19 protein-coding genes are annotated in these 21961 nt (G+C 70.8%); 8 read left to right on the top strand and 11 right to left on the bottom strand.

The window, feature by feature from the left end:
• The 6 genes from AB1578_07955 to ettA all read left to right on the top strand — a co-directional run.
• On the top strand, positions 1-289 hold a 289-nt coding region (locus AB1578_07955; GenBank protein ID MEW6487832.1), incomplete at its 5' end, for a hypothetical protein.
• 37 nt (positions 290-326) lie between these two features.
• Positions 327-1181, top strand: a complete 855-nt coding sequence (locus tag AB1578_07960; GenBank protein MEW6487833.1) for an amidohydrolase family protein — start codon at positions 327-329, stop codon at positions 1179-1181.
• Positions 1178-1966, top strand: coding sequence for a hypothetical protein (locus tag AB1578_07965; protein MEW6487834.1), 789 nt, complete (start codon positions 1178-1180; stop codon positions 1964-1966). The genes AB1578_07960 and AB1578_07965 overlap by 4 nt, the downstream gene beginning before the upstream one ends.
• Positions 1967-1979: 13 nt before the next feature.
• Positions 1980-2939: a class II fructose-bisphosphatase gene (gene glpX / locus AB1578_07970; GenBank protein MEW6487835.1), complete on the top strand. Its 960-nt coding sequence runs from the start codon at positions 1980-1982 to the stop codon at positions 2937-2939.
• Between the two features lie 206 nt (positions 2940-3145).
• Positions 3146-4375 (top strand): anion transporter, encoded by a 1230-nt coding sequence (locus tag AB1578_07975; protein MEW6487836.1) that lies wholly within the window; start codon positions 3146-3148, stop codon positions 4373-4375.
• Between the two features lie 255 nt (positions 4376-4630).
• Entirely contained in the window at positions 4631-6307 is a 1677-nt protein-coding gene (gene ettA / locus AB1578_07980; GenBank protein MEW6487837.1) for an energy-dependent translational throttle protein EttA, read from the top strand.
• A 216-nt stretch (positions 6308-6523) separates the two neighbouring features.
• Here ettA and AB1578_07985 read toward each other — a convergent pair whose 3' ends face one another.
• Positions 6524-6898 (bottom strand): hypothetical protein, encoded by a 375-nt coding sequence (locus tag AB1578_07985; protein ID MEW6487838.1) that lies wholly within the window; start codon positions 6896-6898, stop codon positions 6524-6526.
• Between the two features lie 221 nt (positions 6899-7119).
• On the opposite strand from AB1578_07985, the gene AB1578_07990 reads away from it, so the two are divergent.
• Positions 7120-8847, top strand: coding sequence for an alpha/beta fold hydrolase (locus tag AB1578_07990; GenBank protein ID MEW6487839.1), 1728 nt, complete (start codon positions 7120-7122; stop codon positions 8845-8847).
• A gap of 25 nt (positions 8848-8872) precedes the next feature.
• Here AB1578_07990 and flgM read toward each other — a convergent pair whose 3' ends face one another.
• The 10 genes from flgM to glgP form a co-directional block, all read right to left on the bottom strand.
• Entirely contained in the window at positions 8873-9166 is a 294-nt protein-coding gene (gene flgM, locus AB1578_07995; protein ID MEW6487840.1) for a flagellar biosynthesis anti-sigma factor FlgM, read from the bottom strand.
• Positions 9167-9309: 143 nt separating this feature from the next.
• The gene (locus AB1578_08000) at positions 9310-10089 is read right to left on the bottom strand and encodes a TlpA disulfide reductase family protein (protein ID MEW6487841.1); all 780 of its coding nucleotides are present in this window, start codon (positions 10087-10089) and stop codon (positions 9310-9312) included.
• A 110-nt stretch (positions 10090-10199) separates the two neighbouring features.
• Positions 10200-11012 carry a tryptophan synthase subunit alpha gene (gene trpA, locus AB1578_08005; GenBank protein MEW6487842.1) on the bottom strand — a complete coding sequence of 271 codons (813 nt, stop codon included), beginning with the start codon at positions 11010-11012 and terminating at the stop codon, positions 10200-10202.
• Positions 11009-12217, bottom strand: a complete 1209-nt coding sequence (gene trpB, locus AB1578_08010; GenBank protein MEW6487843.1) for a tryptophan synthase subunit beta — start codon at positions 12215-12217, stop codon at positions 11009-11011. Before trpB ends, trpA begins: the two co-directional genes overlap by 4 nt.
• Before the next feature lie 141 nt (positions 12218-12358).
• Positions 12359-13012: a phosphoribosylanthranilate isomerase gene (locus AB1578_08015; GenBank protein MEW6487844.1), complete on the bottom strand. Its 654-nt coding sequence runs from the start codon at positions 13010-13012 to the stop codon at positions 12359-12361.
• Positions 13009-13839, bottom strand: coding sequence for an indole-3-glycerol phosphate synthase TrpC (trpC, locus tag AB1578_08020; GenBank protein ID MEW6487845.1), 831 nt, complete (start codon positions 13837-13839; stop codon positions 13009-13011). The genes AB1578_08015 and trpC overlap by 4 nt, the downstream gene beginning before the upstream one ends.
• Positions 13836-14897 (bottom strand): anthranilate phosphoribosyltransferase, encoded by a 1062-nt coding sequence (trpD, locus tag AB1578_08025; protein MEW6487846.1) that lies wholly within the window; start codon positions 14895-14897, stop codon positions 13836-13838. Before trpD ends, trpC begins: the two co-directional genes overlap by 4 nt.
• Positions 14898-14978: 81 nt before the next feature.
• The gene (locus AB1578_08030) at positions 14979-15551 is read right to left on the bottom strand and encodes an aminodeoxychorismate/anthranilate synthase component II (protein MEW6487847.1); all 573 of its coding nucleotides are present in this window, start codon (positions 15549-15551) and stop codon (positions 14979-14981) included.
• A 114-nt stretch (positions 15552-15665) separates the two neighbouring features.
• The gene (gene trpE, locus AB1578_08035) at positions 15666-17129 is read right to left on the bottom strand and encodes an anthranilate synthase component I (protein MEW6487848.1); all 1464 of its coding nucleotides are present in this window, start codon (positions 17127-17129) and stop codon (positions 15666-15668) included.
• A 316-nt stretch (positions 17130-17445) separates the two neighbouring features.
• Positions 17446-20004 carry an alpha-glucan family phosphorylase gene (gene glgP / locus AB1578_08040; protein MEW6487849.1) on the bottom strand — a complete coding sequence of 853 codons (2559 nt, stop codon included), beginning with the start codon at positions 20002-20004 and terminating at the stop codon, positions 17446-17448.
• Between the two features lie 573 nt (positions 20005-20577).
• On the opposite strand from glgP, the gene AB1578_08045 reads away from it, so the two are divergent.
• On the top strand, positions 20578-21933 hold the full coding sequence (locus AB1578_08045; GenBank protein MEW6487850.1) for a peptidoglycan DD-metalloendopeptidase family protein: 1356 nt from the start codon (positions 20578-20580) through the stop codon (positions 21931-21933).
• Positions 21934-21961 lie beyond the last annotated feature (28 nt).

A 21961-nucleotide genomic window follows, 5' to 3' on the forward strand; every position in this document is an offset into this window, starting at 1 on the left:
CCTGCTGACCCCCGTGCCGGCGCTCACGGTGCTCCTGACCTTTCTGCGCTCGCTCTTCGTCCACGGACGCGCCACGGGGACCATCACCTGGGCCACGGTGGCCGAGGTGGCGGCCATCGGCGCCGTGCTCTACGTGGGCATCTGGCACCTGGAGGCGGTGGGCATCGTGGTCGCCTCGGCCGCCCTCGTGGTGGGCCGCAGCGCATCGTGCCTGGCCCTGTTCTTGAGCGCCCGGAGCACCCGCCGCGCCTTCGGCTCCCCTTCCCTCTCCGCGGCCGCCCCGGTATGATGCGTCCCTTCGAGGACGCTGCACTTCCTGGGTGGCCATGATCCTGGACTGCCACACCCACCTCTGCCCGCCCGAGATCCGCGCCGACCGCGGCGGGTACTTCGCGGGGGAAGACGACTTTCGCCTCCTGTACCAGGACCCCCGAGCCCGCCTCGTCGGGGCCACCCAGCTCGTGGCCTATCTCGACGCCAACGGCATCGACGCCGCCTGCGCCTTCGGCTTTCCCTGGAACCGCCCCGAGACGGCCCGCCTCTGCAACGACTACTGCCTCGACGCCGCGCGGCGCCATCCCGGGCGCATCTTCCCCCTGGCCTGCGTCAACCCGCTGCTCGGGAGCCAGGCCGTGGGGGAAGCCGAGCGATGCCTGGCGGCCGGCGCCCGGGGTCTCGGGGAGATCGCCACCTACGGCGCGGGGCTCGGGCTCCGGGTGCGCGAAGCCCTGGCGCCGCTGGCGGAGCTCTGCCGCGAGGCGGGCGTGCCGCTCCTGCTCCACACCAACGAGCCCGTGGGGCACGACTACCCCGGCAAGAGCCGCATGGACCCTTCGGAGGTCTACGCCCTCGTAGCGGCGCACCCCGAGACCTCGTGGATCCTGGCCCACTGGGGGGGCGGCCTCTTCGTCTACCACCTCCTGCGCAAGGACGCCGACGAGGTGCTTCGCAACGTCCATTACGACACCGCGGCGGCGCCCTATCTCTACAAGCCCCAGGTCTACCGGCGCTTCATCGACCTGGCAGGGGCACAGCGGCTCCTCTTCGGCAGCGATCACCCCCTGCTGGGGCTGGCCCGGTACCGGGCCGACATGGAGACCGCGGGGCTCACCCCCGCCGAGACCGCTGCCGTGCTGGGGGGCAACCTGGCCCGCCTCCTGGGCCTGGAAGGCGACGCATGAGGCCCCGCCCGGCCCTGGCCGCGCGCGCGGCCTGCCTTGCCGTTGCCGCCTGGGTCCTCCTCGGTGCCGCCGCGCCACGGGCCGCGGCCTTCGATCTGGGGGCCCTTCTCGATTCGGTGGTGGAGACGTACGGGGGCACACGCGCCGCAGCCCGGATGCAGGCCTACCGGGTGACGGCCGAGGTGGATGCCCGCCGGCAGGGGGGCGCCGCCGGCAGGGTCACCCGCGACTTCCAGGCCCCGGACCGGCTTCGGGTGGAGATCGCCTACCCCCAGGCCACGGAGGTGCGCATCCTTAACGGCGGCCGGGGGTGGCGCGGCGACGCCACGCGCTTGCAGCGGGTGGAGGGCCCACCCCGAACCGCCATGGAGTACCAGCTCCTGCGCTCCGAGATCCCCTGGGTCTTCGTCCACCACCGGAGCCGCCTGGAGGACCGGGGCGAAGCCGCCCGCGAGGCCGCGGCCTACCGGCGGGTGGGGCTGCCCTGGTCCCCGGAGCTCGACCTCACCTACTGGATCGACGCCGTGACCCGCCGGGTGGTCTGGGTGGAGGGGGCGGTGCGGTTCCCCAGCGGGCAGACGGGCTTTGCGACGCGGTACGGGGACTTTCGCCGGGTCGAGGGCCTGCTCGTGCCCTTTCTCGAGGAGAACTTCGCCGGGGGAGCCCACACGGGCACCACCCGGGTACGGGAGGTCGTCTTCGGCGCCGACGGCCTGGGAACCTTCGACCCCACTCGTATGGAACGGCAAGGCGGCGGCGCCCGAGGCAGCGCCCCAAACCCCTGACGGGAGGTCAGCCATGGATCGCAACCTGGCCCTGGAGCTCGTACGCGTCACCGAGGCAGCCGCGCTCGCGTGCGCCCGCTGGATGGGAAAGGGGGACAAGCGTGCCGCCGATGAAGCCGCCACCGAGGCCATGCGGCGCACCCTCCAGTCCATCTCGTTTACCGGCCGGGTCGTCATCGGCGAGGGCGAGATGGACGAGGCCCCCATGCTCTACATCGGGGAGATCGTGGGCAACTGCCGCGGCGATCTGCGGGCCGACATCGCGGTGGACCCCCTGGAGGGCACGAACCTGTGCGCCACGGGCATGCCCAACGCCATCGCCACCATTGCCGCCGCCTGCGAGGGGTGCTTCCTCCATGCCCCCGACATGTACATGGACAAGATCGCCGTGGGCCCCGAGGCCAAGGGGGCCATCGACATCCGAAAGACCCCCACGGAGAACGTGCGCAACGTGGCCGAAGCCCTCGGGCTCTACCCGGAGGACATGACCGTGGTGATCCTCAACCGGGAGCGACATCACGGGATCATCCGGGAGGTGCGGGAAGCCGGCGCCCGGATCAAGCTCATCCCCGACGGCGATGTCGCCCCGGCGGTTGCCGCGGGGCTCATGGAGGAGACGGGCGTCCACATGCTCCTGGGCGTGGGGGGCGGTCCCGAAGGCGTGCTCGCCGCGGCGGCCCTCAAGGCCCTGGGGGGCGACATGCAGTGCCGCCTCTTCTTCACCAGCGACGAAGAGAAGCGCCGGTGCCGGGAGATGGGAATCGAAGACCTGGACCGGATCTACACCATCGAGGACCTGGCCAGGGGCGACGTGATGTTTGCCGCCACCGGCGTCACCGAGGGAGACCTGGTGCGGGGCGTGCGCTTCTTCGCCGGGGGCGCGAAGACCCACTCGGTCGTCATGCGCTCCCACTCCCGCACCGTGCGCTACATCGAGGCCGAGCACCACTTCGACTTCAAGCCGGTGTACTGAGGGGCTCGTTGCGCGTCGCCCGTGGCTCGTTGGAGTAACGGAGTAGGCGTGGCTGCTGGGTCTTGGCGCCAGCCCATCGGTATCGGTATCGGAGTCGATTTCGATTTCGATCTCGATTTCGATTTGGATTGGGTGCCCGGTTACTCCCTTTGTCCACGCGGGCGAAACGTCTCCCCCCAAACAGGCGTTGCCGCCGGGCGGCCCCCGTGACCGCCGCCCTCCTCATCTTTCTCCTCACCTACGTCGTCATCGCCGGGCAGAAGCTCCCGGGCTTCCATCTGGACCGGCCGTCGGGGGCGCTGCTGGGGGCGGTGCTCATGGTGTGGGCGGGGGTGCTCACCCAGGAGGAGGCGGTCGGGGCCATCAACTTCGACACGATCCTCCTGCTCCTGGGCATGATGATCCTCGCGGCATACCTGGCGGAGGCCGCGTTCTTCCGGTGGTGCGCCTACTGGGTGGTGCACCTTGCCCGAAGCCCGAGGGGGCTGCTTCTGGGGGTGGTGGCGGTCTCGGGAGTGCTCTCGGCCCTGTTCGTCAACGACACCATCTGCCTCATGCTCACCCCCCTGCTCCTCCAGGTTTGCGACGACACGGGGGTGGAGCCGGTGCCGGTGCTGCTGGCGCTCGCCACCGCCGCCAACGTCGGCAGCGTGGCCACCCTGACGGGGAACCCCCAGAACATGATCGTGGGGACCCACTCCGGCTGGTCGTACGCGGGCTTCGCCCTCCACATGCTCCCGGTGGCGGCCGGGGGGCTCGCCATCACCTGGCTCTTCCTTCGGTGGCGGTTTCGCCGGGTGCTGGGGGCGGCCCGGTTCGTGCCCCGGGTGGCCCCTCCCCCCATGGACCGCCCGCTCCTGGTGACGGCGGGCATGGTCACGGCGTTTGTCCTGGGGGGGTTTCTCGCCGGGCGAAGTCTCTCGGGCATGGCCATGGCCGGCGCCACCGCCGTGATCCTCCTGGCCCGCCGCCCCCCCACCCGCATCCTGGCACGGGTGGACTGGTCGCTGCTGCTCTTCTTCAGCGGGCTCTTCATCGTGGTGGAGGGGCTCAACCGGGCGGGCTGGGGAGAGGCCTTCTTCGAGGCCGCGGCGCCCTACCTGGGCCGGACGCCGGGGGCCCAACTCGCCGCGTTCTCGGGCATCACCGTGGTCCTGTCGAACCTGGTGAGCAACGTACCCATGGTGCTCGTCGCCCTGCCCTGGGTTCCCCGCTTCCCCGATCCGGCGGTCTTCTGGCTCGGCCTGGCCATGGCCTCCACCTTCGCCGGGAACCTCACCCTGGTGGGCTCGGTCGCCAACGTGATCGTGGCCGAGCTCGCCCGGGGCCGCGCCACCATTCGCTTCCGCGACTTCCTCGCCGTGGGCGTCCCCCTCACCCTCCTCACCGTTGCCTGGGGCTGGGCCGTGCTCTGGATGTACATCTGGACCGGTTGACCGGCCACGGCCGGGAAACAGTCTTCGACGCGATTTCGACATCGATTCCGATTTGGGCCGTGTGCGCCTTTGCCCCATCCGTCCTGGTCCGCCTCAAGCCTGGACCCAGGGTTCAACCTTGCACGTTCCAGCCGACCCTGGCCCGGCCCACCCCTTGCGCCCGGGGCCGCCGGCAGGTATAAGCCTTCGCCCTGCCAAAGGGTCCACAGCCTGCCGAAGGCCGAACCGCCTTCCCCGCACCCCAGGAGGTTTTTCGTGGCGCACCAGTACATCTACGTGATGAAGGGACTCTCGAAGGTCTATCCGCCCAACCGGGAAGTGCTCAAGGACATCTGGCTCTCTTTCTTCCCCGGCGCCAAGATCGGCGTGCTCGGCCTCAACGGTTCGGGCAAGTCCACGCTGCTTCGCATCATGGCGGGGCTCGACACCGACTTTCACGGGGAGGCGTGGCCCGCCGAGGGCACGCGAGTGGGCTTCCTGTCCCAGGAGCCCGAGCTCGATGCGTCCAAGACCGTGGCCGAGGTGGTGGACGAAGGGGTGGCGGGCACCCGGGCGCTTCTGCGCCAGTTCGACGAGATCAACGCCCGCTTTGCCGAGCCCATGGACGACGGCGCCATGGAGAAGCTCCTGGCCGAGCAGGCCCGGGTGCAGGACGCCATCGACGCCGCCGGCGCGTGGGATCTGGACCGCACCCTGGAGATCGCCATGGACGCCCTGCGGCTCCCCCCTCCCGAGGCGAGCGTGGCCACCCTTTCGGGCGGCGAGCGGCGCCGGGTGGCCCTGTGCCGGCTCCTGCTCCAGCAACCGGACCTGCTCCTCCTGGACGAGCCCACCAACCATCTGGACGCCGAGTCGGTGGCGTGGCTCGAACACCACCTGGCCCAGTACCCGGGCACGGTGGTGGCCGTGACCCACGACCGCTACTTCCTGGACAACGTGGCCGGCTGGATCCTGGAGCTCGACCGGGGCCGGGGCATTCCCTGGGAGGGCAACTACTCCTCCTGGCTGGAGCAGAAGGAAAAGCGCCTGGCCCAGGAGGAGAAGCAGTCCACGTCCCGGCAGAAGACCCTGCAGAGGGAGCTCGAGTGGATCCGCATGGCCCCCCGGGCCCGCCACGCCAAGGGCCAGGCGCGCATCAACGCCTACGAGAATCTGCTCCAGCAGGAGACCGCGGGCAAGGTCGAGGCCGGCGCCATCGTCATCCCCCCGGGGCCCCGGCTGGGGGACCTGGTGGTGGAGGCCCAGGGGGTGACCAAGGCCTACGGCGAGCGCCTTCTCATCGAGAACCTGAGCTTTCGCCTCCCCAAGGGCGGCATCGTGGGAGTGATCGGCCCCAACGGGGCCGGCAAGACCACGCTGCTTCGCATGCTCACGGGGCAGGAGCAGCCCGACGCGGGCACCCTGAAGGTGGGGGACACGGTCGCGATGGCCTACGTGGACCAGAGCCGCGACGCCCTGGCGGGAGACCGGACGGTGTGGGAGGAGATCACCGACAAGGCCGACTTCATCGAGCTCGGCAAGCGCAAGGTGCCCTCCCGGGCCTACGTGGCGGCCTTCAACTTCAAGGGCGCCGACCAGCAAAAGCGCGTGAAGGACCTCTCGGGCGGCGAGCGCAACCGGGTGCACCTGGCCAAGCTCTTGAAGAGCGGCGCGAACCTGATTTTGCTCGACGAGCCCACCAACGACCTGGACGTGGACACCCTGCGGTCCATGGAGGAAGCGCTCCTGGAGTTCGCGGGGTGCGCCGTGGTGGTCTCCCACGACCGGTGGTTCCTGGACCGGATCGCCACCCACATCCTGGCCTTCGAGGGCGACAGCCAAGCCGTCTGGTTCGAGGGCAACTACCAGGAGTATGAAGCGGACCGCAAGCGCCGCCTGGGCGCGGAAGCCGAGCAGCCCCACCGCATCCGCTACCGGAAGCTGGTGCACTAGCCTGCACGAACGAGGGCCCCGGCTCGCGCCGGGGCCCTCTCCTCCGGGGAGTGTCCTCCCCTCCTCTTCCCTGCGAGCGGCCTACTCGGGCGGCCGGAGCTCCGCGGGAAACCCGGCGTCGCGCCACCCGAACCACCCCTCCGCCAGGTGGTAGGCCCCCTCGTACCCCAGTTTCGTCAGCTCCAGCGCCACCCGGGCGCTTCGGGGCTTCTCGTGTCAGGCACAGTAGACGACGATGGTCTGGTCCCTTCGGTAGAGTGGCGCCCACTGCTCCACCTGGGTGCAGTCGCGCCAGACCGCCCCGGGGATCTGGGCCGGGATCTTGGCCCGGGTCTCCAGGCAGGTGACGTCCACGATGGCCACGTCGGGATCTCCGAGCAATTCCCGGACGGTCTCCCGGTCGATTTCCGGGGCCGTGATCCACGGCTGCTGGGCCCTTCGCTCCTCCCGAAGCTCCCGCACGCGCTCCCGGGGATCCGGCGCGGCATCTTCCCCGAGTTGCCCCGCCTGCGCGCTATGACCCGCTTGGGCGAAAACACACAACGCAGCGGCGCTCAGGATGGCGGCGAAGCGGACCGAAAAGCTCCCCATGGGGCGGTTTCCTCGGGAAACGGGGTTTCCGCGCCGACAAGCTCGAAACGACGAGAGATTTCCCTTGCGGATTCCGTGCCAGCGGGGACGCGAACCCGCCTCGGCCACCGCCCGCGATCGTACTGCAATGCAACACACCCCCTCCCCTTTGCAGCACGCCCGGTGTACATTGGCACCCAGTTCCGGGCGGAGGGGAGATCCCGCACACGGGAGGAGATTCCATGGGCGACGCCTACGAGTTCGAGAGCACTCGCACCATCGACCGCCTGGCCCACGCCTGGCTGGGGCGGGCCACCCTGGGGCTGTCCCCGGCATCCCTTCTGCTGGCCTATGCCGACTGGGCGCTCCACTTCGGCTTCAGCCCGGGCAAGCAGGCAGAGCTCCTGCGAAACGCGGCCGAGAAGTCCTTCCGATTCGGCCTCTACGCCCTCCGGGCGGCGGACGCCGACACGCCCCCGCACATCGCCCCCTTGCCCCAGGACCGGCGTTTCAGGGATCCGGCGTGGCGGGCCTGGCCTTTCAACCTCCTGCACCAGGGCTTCCTCCTGGGCGAGCAGTGGTGGCACTACGCCACCCAGGGGGTGCGAGGCGTCTCGTCCCACCACGAGAACATGGTGTCGTTTGCGGCCCGCCAGTTCCTGGACATGTGCGCCCCCTCCAACTTCCCCTGGACCAACCCCGAGGTCCTGCGGGCGGTGTGGGAGACCGGGGGCGCCAGCCTGGCCCAGGGCCTGGCCAACTGGTTCGAGGACCATCGCCGCTCCCTGGCCGGGGAAGCCCCCGTGGGAGCGGAGGCCTACCAGGTGGGCCGAGACGTGGCCGTGACCCCGGGCAAGGTGGTGTACCGCAACCGGCTCGTGGAGCTCCTCCAGTACGAGCCAACTACCGAGACCGTACAGGCCGAGCCGGTGCTCGTGGTGCCCGCCTGGATCATGAAGTACTACATCCTCGACCTCTCCCCCGAAAACTCCCTCATCCAGTACCTGGTGGGCCGGGGACACACGGTCTTTGCCCTCTCCTGGAAGAATCCGGGGCCGGAGGATCGGGACCTGGGGCTCGACGACTACCGCACCCTGGGGATTCTGGCCGCCCTGGACGCCATCGGGCAGATCGCCCCGGACCGGCGGGTGCACGGCGTCGGGTACTGCCTGGGAGGGACGCTCCTGACCATGACGGCAGCGGCCATGGCCCGGGACGGGGACGGCCGCCTGGCCTCCCTTACCCTGCTCGCCGCCCAGACCGACTTCACCGAGGCCGGGGAGATCATGCTCTTCATCGACGAGAGCCAGGTGACCTTCCTCGAGGACCTCATGTGGGACACGGGGGGCCTCGACAACCGGCAGATGGCCGGGGCCTTCCAGCTCCTGCGCTCCAACGACCTCATCTGGTCCCGGGTGGTCCACGACTACCTGCTGGGGGGCCGCACCCCCATGAACGACCTCATGGCCTGGAACACCGACGCCACCCGGATGCCCTACCGGATGCACGCCGAGTACCTGCGCCGGCTCTTCCTGGACAACGACTTCTTCGAGGGGCGCTACACGATCGGGGAGCGGCCGGTGTCTCTGAGCGACATCCGCGTCCCGGTCTTCCTGGTGGGCACGGTGACCGACCACGTGGCGCCCTGGCGGTCCGTGTACAAGTTCCACATGCCCGCCGACACGGAGGTCACCTTCGTGCTCACCAGCGGGGGACACAACGCGGGGATCCTGAGCGAGCCGGGGCACAAGGGCCGCACCTTCCAAATGGCGACCCGGGCGGAGGGGGATCCCTACCTGGACCCGGAGACGTGGCGGGAGCGCACCCCGGTGCGGGAAGGGTCGTGGTGGCCGGCGTGGTCCCAGTGGCTGGAGGAGCGCTCGTCGGGCCGGATCGCCCCGCCCCCCCTGGGGCTGCCGGGCGCCGAGCCCCTGGGCGATGCCCCGGGAACCTATGTACGCATGAAGTAGGAGATGGGGAAGACGGTTTCGGCGGCTACCGCAGCTCCAGGTGCTCCCGGATCATGCGGGGGGCTACTTCGGCGCCGGTGATGGTGTAGCGGCCCTGGCGGATGTCGGACACGATGGCGTCCACCAGCTCCTCCCGGATGTCGGGGGCCTGGAGGGCCAGAAGCCGCGCCCGCTGCACCTCGAAGCTCTGCCCGGAAATCTGCACCTGGTCGGCGGCGCCTCCGGCGGCCCCGGCCTCTTGAACCGACGGCGTGCCGTCGCGGCGCTTGGGTCGCCCCACGCGGGCGATCGGTTTGGTGTAGGCGTCGCCGATCTTCACGGTTTCGTCCCTCCTCTGCGCGGGGGCCGCCGGAACCGGGCCCCAACGAGAAGCCCACGATAGCCCAGGCACCGCGCGCCGTCGAGGGAAAATGCCCCCCCGTCGATCTGCCGCCCTGTCCCGCGGCCGGTTCCCGGATCGCCCTACTTCCCCGCCAAAGACTGGATCTTCTGCCGGACGGCCGCCGCCTCGCCGGCCTGCCCCTCTTCGTCCAGCAGCGCCGCCAAGGCCTCGTAGGCCTTGAGGTAGCCCGGGTCCTCCGCCACCGCCGTGCGAAAGGCCTTCTCGGCCCGCTCCTTCATGCCGCGCTGGAGGAACATCTCCCCCATCTGGAGGTAACGGTACGCCTTGGCCTGGGCGGGGGGAAGGGTCGCCACTGCCTCCCGGGGCTTGTCCGCTCCCACCCCCAGGGCCTCCAGCACCCGCTCCTTGAGCTCGAGTCGCGCGGAGGTGGGATACCCCTCCAAGAGCTCCACGATCTTCCCCTGGCCGTCGGCCCGCAGGGTGGAAGGCACCGCGACCACCCCGTACTCGCCAAAGACGGCCAGTCCACGGTCCAGGACCACCGGGAAGGTGAGCCCCAAGGCTCCTGCGGCCTGGCGGACCGTGGCCAGCTCTTCCGCTGCGAGATCTTCCTGGTGCTCCACGTTCACGGCGATCACCGCGAGGCCCTGGCTGCCGTGTTCGGCAACGAGCTTCTGGACGTCTGCCAGGATCTCGGCGCTGCGGGGGTTCCAGGCGGCCCAGAAGATCACGAGCGTCGCCTTGGCCCCGAGGCTTTCCGACAGGACCAGGGTCCGGCCATCGAGGGTCTGGAGCCGGAAGTCCTTGAGGGGCTCGCCCACCTGCGTTCGTTTGAAGGCCGCCGCAGGCGAGGCCAGCACGACGAGTGCGGCGAGGGCGACACAGAGACCTCGAAACATGGCTGACTCCTTGACGAGAACGGCTCGCGGCAAAGACGCGTGCCTATCGTAAACCGAATCGGCCACGCGGGCGAGAGTCTTGAGGGGGATCCTGTGCAGGGGCGGGGCCGTCACGGCTCACCCCGGTCGAGGGCGGCCCGCAGGATGCGCAGGAAGCCCCCCGCCGCCGCCACCGCCGCCCCCCCAGAGGCCTCGCCCACCGCCTGCAAGAGCGCGCTCCCCACGATCACCCCGTCGGATACCACCGCCAGGCCCCGGGCGGCCTCCGGGCCCGAGACGCCGAAGCCGGCGAGGACCGGGAGATCCGTGTGCCGGCGCACCCGCGCCACCATGCCCGCCACGGCCTGCGCCAGGGGGCGCTTGTCCCCCGTGACCCCCGTGACCGAGACGCAGTAGACGAAACCCCGGCACCCCTCCAGCACCCGGGGAAGCCGGGCCCCGGGGGTCGTGGGCGCCACCAGGAAGACCGTGTCGAGGCCCTCGGCCCGGGCGGCGGGAGCAAACTCGCCCGCCTCCTCGGGGGGCAGATCCACCACGAGCACCCCGTCGGCCCCGGCCTCTCGCGCGGCCCGGGCGAAGGCCTCGGGCCCGAAGGCCAGCACGGGGTTGTAGTAGGTCATGAAGAGCACCGGGAGGGACAGGCCCCGGGTCCGGACCGCCGAGAGGTCCTCCAGGAGCCGGCGCACGGTGGCCCCTCCCGCCAGGGCGCACGCCGAGGCCCGCTGGATGACCGGGCCGTCGGCCGAGGGGTCCGAAAAGGGGATTCCCACCTCCAGGGCGTCGGCCCCGGCTTCCTGGGCCTCCAGGAGGAGGGCCCGGAAGGTCTCCCGATCCGGGTACTCCCCGGTGAAGAACGGGACCAGGAGCTTGCGGCCCCGGTCCCGGGCGGCGCGAAGGGTCGACTCCAGCCGGCTCGAGCTCATCGGGCACCTCCCTGCACTCGGCCCAGCACGGTGGCCAGGTCCTTGTCTCCCCGGCCCGAGAGGTTCACCACCACGGCCGCCTCCGGCGGCAGGGCTCGGGCCACGTCTCCCACCCGGGCCAGGGCGTGGGCGCTCTCCAGGGCGGGCAGGATGCCCTCGGCGCGGGCCAGCCGGTGGAAGGCGGCCAGGGCCTCCCGGTCGGTGGCGGAGACCACCCGCACCCGGCCCGACCGGGCGAGCCACGCCACCTCGGGGCCGACCCCGGGGTAGTCCAGGCCGGCGGAGATGGAGTGGGCCTCCACCACCTGGCCGTCCCCGGTCTGGAGCAGGTACGACTTCTGGCCGTGGAGCACCCCCACCCGGCCCCCGGCGATGGCCGCGGCGTGGCGGCCGGTCTCGATGCCCTCCCCCGCGGCCTCCACGGCCACCAGGTCCACCGGATCGTCCCGGAACGGGGTGAAGATGCCCATGGCGTTGCTGCCTCCTCCGATGCAGGCCACCACCGCGGCGGGCAGGCCCCCCAGGGCGGCCAGGCACTGCTCCCGGGTCTCGTCGCCGATGACCCGCTGGAAGTCCCGCACCATCTGGGGATAAGGGTGGGGCCCGGCCACGGAGCCGATCACGTAGAAGGTGTCGTCCACGTGGGTGACCCAGTGGCGGATCGCCTCGTTCATGGCGTCCTTGAGCGTGCGGCTCCCCGAACCCACGGGCACCACCTCGGCCCCCAGGAGCCGCATGCGCTCCACGTTGGGCGCCTGGCGCGCCACGTCCTCCTCGCCCATGAAAACCGCGCAGGGCAGGCCGAAGAGGGCCGCGGCGGTGGCGGTGGCCACCCCGTGCTGACCCGCCCCGGTCTCGGCGATGACCCGTCGCTTGCCCATGCGCCGGGCCAGCAGCACCTGGCCCAGGGTGTTGTTGATCTTGTGGGCCCCCGTGTGGCACAGGTCCTCGCGCTTCAGGTAGACCCGCGCGCCGCCGAGCTCGGCCGTGAGGCGCCCTGCGAGGGTGAGCGGCGTGGGACGCCCCACGTAGTTTCGCAGGAGGCCTCGGAACTCCGCCCAGAACGCCGCGTCGTCCTGGACGGAGCTGAGGGCGCCGTCCAGCTCCTCCAGAGCGGGCATCAGCGTCTCGGCCACGTAGCGGCCTCCGAAGGGGCCGAAGTGGCCGTTGGGGTCGGGGTAGTCGTAAGGTGCGGCAGTGTGCATGGGGGGCTCGTTTGTGGGTTGTCGGTTGCGGGTTGCTGGTTGCGGGTCGGGGGTCGGGTGCCGATGGGACCTGAGGGACGAATGGGACCTATGGGACGGATCGGGTGGACGCTTCACGCCTCAGATTTCACATCTCACGTTTCACGTCTCACCCGCCTTCTTCGCCCGCTCCACGAAGCGGCGGACCTTCTCGGGGTCCTTCAGGCCGGGGCTCGCTTCGGTACCGGAGCAGGTGTCCGCGGCCCAGGGGCGCACCCGGCGCACGGCTTCGGCCACGTTGTCGGGGGTGAGGCCGCCGGCCAGCACGATGCGGGCGCGGCGGCCCGCCTCCACGGCCCACTCCCAGTCGAAGGTCTGGCCGCTCCCCCCCGCCGGGGCGTCGAGCAGGAAGGCCGAGAGCCCCGAATAGGCGTCCAGGAGCGCGAGATCCTCCCGGCGCCCCAGGCCCACCGCCTTGAGCACCGGCACGCCCAGGGCCGCCACGTAGGCGGCGTCCTCGGCACCGTGGAGCTGGGCCAGGCCCAGGCCGCACTCCCGAACGACGCGCCGCACCTCCTCCATTGGCTGGTCTTGGAAGACGCCCACGGCCGTAACGAAGGGGGGCAGCTCGCCCACGCTCCGGGCAACCACCTCGGGGTCGGCCCGGCGCCGGCTCCGGGGGGCGAAGACGAACCCCAGGGCATCCGCCCCGGCCTCGGCGGCCCAGAGGGCGTCGTCCCGGCGGGTGAGACCGCAGATCTTGACGCGCGTGAAGCGTGAGGCGTCAGACGTGAAAGGGAAGAGCAAGTCGCTCACGGCCTTCCCCCGCCGCGGTCCGCTTCCCCGAGGGGAGGGGGAGGGCCCCGCTCCACGAAGCGGCGCAGGGCGGCGCCGGGGTCGGGATCGCGGACCAGGGCCTCGCCGATGAGGAAGGCCCGGGCGCCGAAGGGGAGCAGGCCGTCCAGGTCTTCCGGGGCCGTGAGGCCGCTCTCGGCCACCCCCGCGACGCCCGGGGGGAGCCGGGGCAGGAGGCTCCGGCTCGTCCCCGGATCCACCTCGAAGGTCTTGAGGTTCCGGTTGTTGACCCCCACCAGGCGAGCCCCGGAGGCGACCGCCATCTCCAGCTCCGGCCCGTCGTGGACCTCCACCAGGGGCGTGAGGCCGGCCCCGGCCGCGAGCCCCACGTAGCGCGCCGTCTGCGCCCCCAGGAGCGCCACGATCAGGAGCACGAGATCGGCCCCCGCGGCTCGAGCTTCCCAGAGCTGATAGGGGTCCAGCACGAAATCCTTGTAGAGCAGCGGCAGCTCCACCGCCCCCCGCACCGCCTCCAGGTCGGCGATGCTCCCCCCGAAGTGGTCGGGCTCGGTCAGGACCGAGACCGCCGCCGCCCCGGCCGCCTCGTACTCCCGGGCCAGTGCCGCAGGGTCCAGACCCGGGCGCAGGGACCCCTTGGAGGGGCTGCGGCGCTTGATCTCGGCAATGACCGCCCGGCGGGCTTGCGGCACACCCGCCAGTCGGGCCAGGAGGTCGAGGGCCGGGGGGCGGCACTGCGCCCGCTCCCGAAGGGCCTCGAGGGGCTCCCGGGCTCGGGCCTCCGCCACCCGCCGCCGGCGGCTCTCGGCGATGGTGTCGAGGAAGGTCATCGGTTGGTCAGCTCCACCAGCTTCTCCAGCTTCTCCCGGGCCTTGCCCGCGTCGATCGCCCTGGCGGCCCGCCGGACGCCCTCCGCCAGGTCCGGCACCGCGCCTCCCACGGCCAGGGCCGCCCCCGCGTTGAGCAACACCACGTCGCGCCGGGGCCCCGCCTCCCCCGCGAGCACGGCCCGCACGATGGCCGCGTTCTCCCGGGCGTCGCCGCCCCGGATCGCCTCCATGGGGGCCCGCTCCAGGCCGAAATCCTCGGGTACGACCTCGTACTGGGTCACGACGCCATCCTCCAGGTCCGCCACGTAGGTCGCTGCCGTGATCGTGATCTCGTCGAGCCCGTCGGCCCCGTGCACCACCATCGCGCGCCGGCTCCCGAGCCTGCCCAGCACCGCGGCGAGCACGCCCGTGAGCTCCCTTCGGTACACCCCCAGCACCTGGCGGGATGCCCCGGCCGGGTTGGTGAGGGGGCCCAGGATGTTGAAGACCGTGCGGATGCCGATCTCCCGGCGCACGGGGGCCACGTGCTTCATGGCCGAGTGGAGGAGCGGGGCGTAGAGGAACCCGATCCCGATGCTCTCGATGCACTGGGCCACCCGCTCGGGCGTGACGTCCAGGTTCACCCCCAGGGCCTCGAGCACGTCCGCGCTGCCGCAGCGGCTCGAGACCGCCCGGTTGCCGTGCTTGGCCACCACTACTCCGGCCCCGGCAAGCACGAAGGCCGTGGTGGTGGAGATGTTGAAGGTGTGGGTCGCGTCCCCCCCGGTGCCGCAGGTGTCCACGATGGTCTCGAGATCCACGTTGATCTCGTCCCGGTCGATGGAGACCACGGCCTGCGACTTGCGGCGAAGCGGGATCGGGGTGGCGTGCTCGCGCATCACCCGGGCGGCCCCCGTGATTTCCTCCACGGTCTCCCCCTTGAGCCGCAGCGCGGTGAGGAACGCCGCCATCTGGGCGTGGGTGGCCTCGCCCCCCATGATCGCCTCCATGGCGTCGATCATCTCCCCTTCCGTGAGGTCCTGACGCTCCACGAGCTTTTGAATGAGTCCCTTGAGCATGGTGCCCTCTTCGAGTGCCGGGTGCCGGGTGCTGCGTGCCACGTTTGATTCCCCCACCCTTCACGTTTCACGTCTCACGTCTCACGCCGGCACCTCCAGGAAGTTCTTCAGGATGTCCATGCCCGCCGCCGTGAGGATGGACTCGGGGTGGTACTGGAGGCCGTAGAGGCGGGCGCCGTCGTCGGCGATGCCCATGATCTCGTCGTCCTCCACCGTCCAGGCGGTAATCCGGAACCGGGGAGCCAGGGTCTCCCGCCGGATCACGAGGGAGTGGTATCGGGTGGCCTCGAAGGGGTTGGGGATGCCCCGGTAGAGGCCCGTGCCGTCGTGGTGCACCGCCGAGACCTTCCCGTGCATGATCCGCTTGGCCCGCACGATCTCCGCCCCGAAGGCGTACCCCAGGGCCTGGTGGCCCAGGCACACCCCCAGCACCGGGACCTTCCCGTCGAGGCGCCGGATGAGCTCCACGCTCACCCCGGCGTCGGTGGGGTCCCCCGGGCCGGGCGAGATCACCACCCGCTCGGGCCGCAGCCGCTCCACCTCCTCCACGGTGATCTTGTCGTTTCGAAACACGTTCACCTCCTGGCCCAGGATGCCGAAGTACTGGACCAGGTTGTAGGTAAAGGAGTCGTAGTTGTCGATCATCAGGAGCATTGCAGGTTGTCCGTTGTCCGTTGTCAGTGGTCGGTTGGAGTCCGATGGGACGGATGGGACCTATGGGACCTATGGGAAACCACGCTTGACGCCTCCCCCGTCACCCATCACCCGTCATCCCTCCAATCCCGTGGCCGCAAGCTCCAGGGCGCGGCGCAGGGCTTCGGACTTGTGGAGGGTCTCTTCGTACTCCTTGGCGGGGTCGGAGTCGGCGACGATGCCGGCGCCCGCCTGGAGGCGCACCATGCCTCCCTGGAAGACCAGGGTGCGGATGGCGATGCAGGTGTCGAGATTGCCGTCGAAGCCCAGGTAGCCCACCGCCCCCGCGTAGACTCCCCGCTCCCGGGGCTCGAGCTCGGCGATGATCTCCATGGCCCGCACCTTGGGCGCCCCCGAGACGGTGCCCGCGGGGAAGGCCGCCGCCAGCACGTCGAGCTCGTCCACGCCGTCCCGGAGCTCGGCCGAGACGGTGGAGACCAGGTGCATCACGTGGGAGTACCTCTCCACCGCGAAGGACTCCTCCAGGCGCACCGCCCCGGGCTTGGCCACCCGGCCCAGGTCGTTTCGCCCCAGGTCCACCAGCATCACGTGCTCGGCCCGCTCCTTCGCATCGGCCAGGAGCTCGGCCTCCAGGGCCGCGTCCTCGGCGGCGTCGGCCCCCCGGGGCCGGGTGCCCGCGATGGGCCGCACCAGCCCACGGTTTCCCTCCACCCGCACCAACACCTCGGGGCTCGCCCCCACCAGCGTCTCCTCCCCGAGGGCGAGGTGGAAGAGGTAGGGGCTCGGGTTGAGCGCCCGCAGGGCCCGGTACACGGTAAAGGGGTCCAGGGAGCACGCCCCCTCGAAGACCTGGGAGAGGACGATCTGAATGGCCTCCCCCGCGTGGATGGCCTCCCGCGCCCGGGCGACCATGGTCTCGAAACGCTCCCGGGGGATGACCGCCCGGACCTCCGGGGCAGCGGCCCGGGGCGGGAAGACCGCGTCCTCCGGGAGCGGCTTCCGAAGGCGCGCGAGGACCTCCGCGATCTCGCCGCGCGCCCGGTCGTACCCCGCCTCCCCCTCCCGGGCGTGCACCAGCACGATGACGTCCAGGGTCTTTCGCACGTTGTCGAAGGCCAGGAGCTTGCGCGGGGCGAAGAGCCGAAGGTCCGGAAGCCCCGCCGGGTCTTCCCCGGTCCGTGGAATCCGCTCGAACAGGCGCGCGGCGCCGTAGCCCACGTACCCCACCAGGCCGCCGCTCAGCCGCGGGAGCTCCGGCAGCCGGGGGATCCGGTGCTCGGTCAGGACCCTCCGCACCGCGGCCAGGGGGTCGTCGGAGCGCTCCACCGCGGTCCCCCGGGAGACCTGCGCCTCGGTGCCCCGGGCCTCCACCGTCAGGAAGGGATCGAAGCCCACCAGGGAGTAGCGGCCCCACCGGGTGCCGCCCTCCACGCTCTCGAGCAGGAACGACCAGGGGCCCCGCGCCACCTTCAGGTAGGTGCTCACCGGCGTCTCGGTGTCGGCCGGGACGCGGCGCACCACCGGCACCAGCGGGTAGCGGCGGGCCAGCGCTTCGAAGGCTCCTCGGTCGGTCGTCATCTCGGCGTTTCCCTCGCAGGCAGCCCCCAATTGCGGGAGGGCCGCGGTTGGTGTCCCGCGGCCCTCCGACTCCAGACGGAAAAGCCGCGGACGGTACAGGGGCCGTCCGCGGCTCGGTCTTCGTGCAACGATGCGCCGGCGGTCAGCCCCTCCTCACGGGCCAACGCCACCACCACCGAAGCTGTCCCTTCTCGACTCGACTCATGGTCGGCAACCTACCAGAAGCCCCAGCGCCAGGTCAACCGCTTGTTGCAACCCGCCTTTTTCGTGCCGGGCAGGAAGGCGAGCGGCACCCGGGAGCCCAGCTCGAAGCCCTCTACGTTCCCCAGGCCACCAGGCCGAGATCCCAGGGCCCGGCGAGGTTCGGGTGGTGGGGAAGCACCCGCACGGCGTAGCCCACCTTGCCGCTGCGTTCGCAGGGCGCCGCCCCCACGAACTCGTGGGTGCCGTCCTCCCGGGCCGCGTCGTGGCGCAGGGGGCGCCGGAAGGCCTTCGCGAGTCCGCCGAAGGGGTCCAGCGGCCCGTAGTAGAGCTCCAGGAGGACATCCTGGGGATCGAGGCCGTTCAGCGCCACGGTGCAGCGCACCGGAAACTCCTCTCCCACGTGCATCTGCCGCTGGTCCTCGGCCTGCACCCCGAGCACGCGGACCCCGCCCCAGGCCCTGCGCACCCGCTCCTTCCAACGGGCAAGCGCCCGCGCCGCCTGGAAGCTGCTCCGGCTCAAGCGCCCCCAGTGCTGCAGCGCCGGCAGATAATAGTGCTCCGCGTAGTCGCGGATCATGCGGTTGGTGTTGAAGGCGGGCGTCAGCCGGCCCATGGACGCCTTCATCTTGGCGATCCAGCCCCGAGGCAGGCCGTCGTCGCTCCGGCCGTAGTAGAGAGGGGCCACCTCCTCCTCCAGCAGGTCGTAGAGCGCCCGGCTCTCCACTCCGTCCTGCACCGCTGCGTCCGGGTACTCCTCGCCCCGCCCGATCGCCCACCCCACCTCGGGCTCGTAGGCCTCGTCCCACCACCCGTCGAGCACGCTCAGGTGGAGGCCTCCGTTGGGAGGCACCTTCATCCCGCTGGTGCCGCAGGCCTCCAGGGGGCGCCGGGGGGTGTTGAGCCACACGTCCACGCCCTGGACCAGGTAGCGGGCGATGTTCACGTCGTAGTCCTCCAGGAAGACGACCCGCTTGCGAAACTCCTTGCGGCGACAGTGGTGGATGATCTCCTGGATGAACCGCTTGCCCTCGTTGTCGGCCGGGTGGGCCTTGCCCGCGAAGAGGATCTGCACCGGGCGCTCCGGGTGGTTGAGAATGCGGGCCAGGCGCTCGGGGTCCTGGAAGAGAAGGGTGGCGCGCTTGTAGATGGCGAAGCGGCGGGCGAAGCCGATGGTCAGGGCCTCGGGGTCGAGAGCCTCCTCGGCGTGGAGGAGCTCCTGGCTCGGGGCCCCCCGGCGCCGGAGCTGCTCGGCCAGGCGCCGCCGCACGAACCCCACCAGGCGCTCCCGCAGCCGCTCCTTGGCCCGCCACAGCTCGTTGTCGGGAATCTGGCTCACCCGGTCCCACATCTCCCGGTCCAGGGGTTCGTCGACCCACTGGGGCCCCAGGTAGCGGCCGAAGAGCCGCGCCATCTCGTCGGAGAGCCAGGAGCGCACGTGCACGCCGTTGGTCACGTGGCCGATGGGCACCTCGTCCACGGGGATGCCGGGCCAGACCCCCGCCCACATCTTCCGGGAGACCTCGCCGTGCAGCCGGCTCACGCCGTTGCGGTACCCGCTCAGGCGAATGGCCAGCACCGCCATGGAGAGGGGCTCGCGGCCGTCCCCGGGGTTCTGGCGACCCAGGGCCAGGAGGTCCGGCACCCCGATCCCCAGGGAGCGCACGTACTCCCCCAGGTACGACTCCACCACTTCCGGGGGGAAGAGATCGATGCCGGCGGGCACCGGCGTGTGGGTGGTGAAGACCGTGCCCGCCCGCACCGCTTCCAGGGCCTCCCAGAAGCCGAACCCCGTGCGCTCCATGAGGAGCCGGATGCGCTCGAGCCCCAGAAAGGCCGCGTGGCCCTCGTTCATGTGGCACACGGCGGGATCGATCTGGAGCGCGTGGAGCAGGCGCACGCCCCCGATGCCGAGAACCATCTCCTGGCGGATGCGCAGGTCCAGTCCCGGCCCATAGAGTTGGTAGGTGATGGCCCGCTCCGCCGGGCCGTTCTCCTCGATGTTGGTGTCGAGAAGGAAGAGGGGAACGCGCCCCACCTCCACCTTCCACGCCTGCACCAGCACCCGCCGCCCCTGGATCGAGAGCTCCACCCGGATCGGGCGGCCCTCGGAATCCTGCACCTGCTGCACGGGCATGTTGTGGAAGTCGTTCTCGGGGTACACCTCCTGTTGCCAGCCGTCGTGGGTCAGGTACTGGTGGAAGTACCCCTGGCGGTAGAGCAGCCCCACCCCCACCATGGGAAGCCCCAGCTCGCTGGTGCTCTTGAAGTGGTCTCCCGCCAGGATCCCCAGGCCGCCCGAATAGATGGGCAGGCACTCGTGGAGGCCGAATTCCATGGAGAAGTACGCCACCTGGTTGCCGTTGAGCTCGGGGTGGGCCTTCTCCGCCCAGGTGGGCATGGAGAGGTACCGGCCCAGGGACTGGGCCACGTGGTCCATGTGGGCCAGGAAGACGTCGTCGTTCTCCAGCGCCCGAAGCCGCTCCTGATCGATGGCCCCGAGCATCTGGACCGGATTGTGGTAGCTCGCCGACCACAGGTCGTGGTCCATGCGGCGGAAGAGATCCACCGCGTCCGGGTTCCAGGTCCACCACAGGTTGTTGGCGATCTTCAAGAGGGGTTGGAGTCGATCCGGGAGGCTGGGCACCACGGTGAAGGCGCGCAGTTGGCGCATGGCGGATCTCCTGGGCGGGAAGGATGCTCCCTAAAGCCCCGCCTTCGGCACGGGCCGCGGCGGCCGGGATGATGAAAAGATTCGAACCTAGGTACCATCCCCACCCGGTTTTGGCAACGCCCGAGGCAGGCGCCGCCGGCACGGCGTCGCGGCGCTGGAGCCCAGAATTCACAAAACCTTTGGGACGGGGTCCGGGAGTCCTGGCCATTGGTCAGGGCCCCGTACCGCCTCGACCGAACCGCGGCAGCGAGGCCGAAAGCGGTGAGGCTCGGCGCATCGGCTCCCCCGGCTACCCTGCCTCCGAACGTCGCGGATTACGGGGCAGAGCGCAAGGGCTCCCGGACGCCGCTTGCCACCCAGGTGGTGGATCGTGGGAGCCGGAACCGCTTGACGAATCCCTACCCGGCTGCTACAAACCCCAGCGGCTCCCCGTTGCGCGGCTCACGCGCCATCTGCGGCGGGGAGTCCGCGCCCGCAAAGGTTTTCGGTGCGGCAGCCGATAAGGAGGTACATCGGCTGCGCACCCTGCGGCTTTCCGTGACGACCCAAACCCCTTGCGGAAGAGAGATCGACGTGCCTGTCTCCCGTCCATCCCCCGGACCGCGCCTTCGTGCCACCTTCGGCTGGATCGCGTACGCCTCGGCGGCGGTGCTCCTCGTGTCGGCCGCCTACCGCATGGGGGAAGAGCACGCCGGGGCACCCCGCGACGCGGGACGGGCGCAGATGCAGGCCGAGCAGGCGGCAACCCTGCCGGAGTCGTCCTCCTCGCCGGACCCGGTTACGCTGGCACCCGAGTCCGCCCCGGCACCCGCCCCCACCGTGCGCTCCGGGGTGGTGCAGCGGGGAGACACACTTTCCTCGCTCCTGCGCAGCCATCTCAGCCCCGCCGAGGTCCACAGGCTGGCGGAAGCCGTCCAACCCGTATTCCCCGTCTCCCGCATTGCGGCCGGCAGGCCCTATGAGATAGGGGAGGTCGCAGGGAGCCTGGAGAGCTTTCGCTACGAGATCGACCGGGAGACGCGGCTGGTGATTTCGCGGGAGGGAGGCCTCTTTCACGTCTCTCGCGAGCCGATTCCCTACTCGGTGGAGACCGACGTCGTCAACGGCACCATTCGCACGAGTCTCTTCGAGGCGGTCTCCGAGAGCGGCGAATCCCTCGAGTTGGCCCTGGCCCTCGCGGAGATCTTCGCCTGGGATATCGACTTCCTCCTGGACATCCGCAAGGGGGACTCGTTCCAGGCCCTGGTGGAGCGCCGCTTTCGAGAAGGCGAGCCTGCGGGATACGGCCGGATCCTGGCGGCGCGTTTCGTCAACCGGGGCGATGTCTTCCACGCCGTGTGGTTCCAGGACGGGGACCGGCCCCCCGGGTACTACGACCTGGGAGGCAACAGCCTGCGGAAAGCCTTTCTCAAGGCCCCACTCACCTTCACCCGCATCTCCTCGGGCTTCAGCAAGAAGCGCTTCCACCCCATTACCCAGACATGGAAGGCCCACCCTGCCATCGATTACGCGGCCCCGGCAGGCACCCCCATCAAGACCGTGGGCGACGGGGTGGTAACGGAGAAGGGGTTCACGAGCGGGAACGGAAACTACGTGAAGATCCGACACAACAGCAGCTACGAGACCCTGTACCTGCACATGAGTCGTTTCGCCAAGGGATTGGCCAAGGGCAAGCGGGTCTCCCAGGGGGAAGTCATCGGCTACGTGGGAAGCACCGGGCTGGCGACCGGGCCCCACCTGTGTTTTCGCATGTACCGCAACGGCTCACCGGTAAACCCGATGCGGATCCAGACCCCCTCGGCCGACCCGGTGTCCCCCGACCGCATGGAGGAGTTCGAGTCCCTGGCGTCGCGGCTCACGTCCCGGTTCGACCCCGACCACCTGGAGCAGGCAAGCCTCTCGGGCTCCCAGGGAAACGCCCTGCGGTAAGGCGCCCGCGCGCTCCTCCCCTCCCCCC

The organism is Thermodesulfobacteriota bacterium (genome assembly GCA_040756475.1).
GTDB lineage: Bacteria > Desulfobacterota > Deferrisomatia > Deferrisomatales > JACRMM01 > JBFLZB01.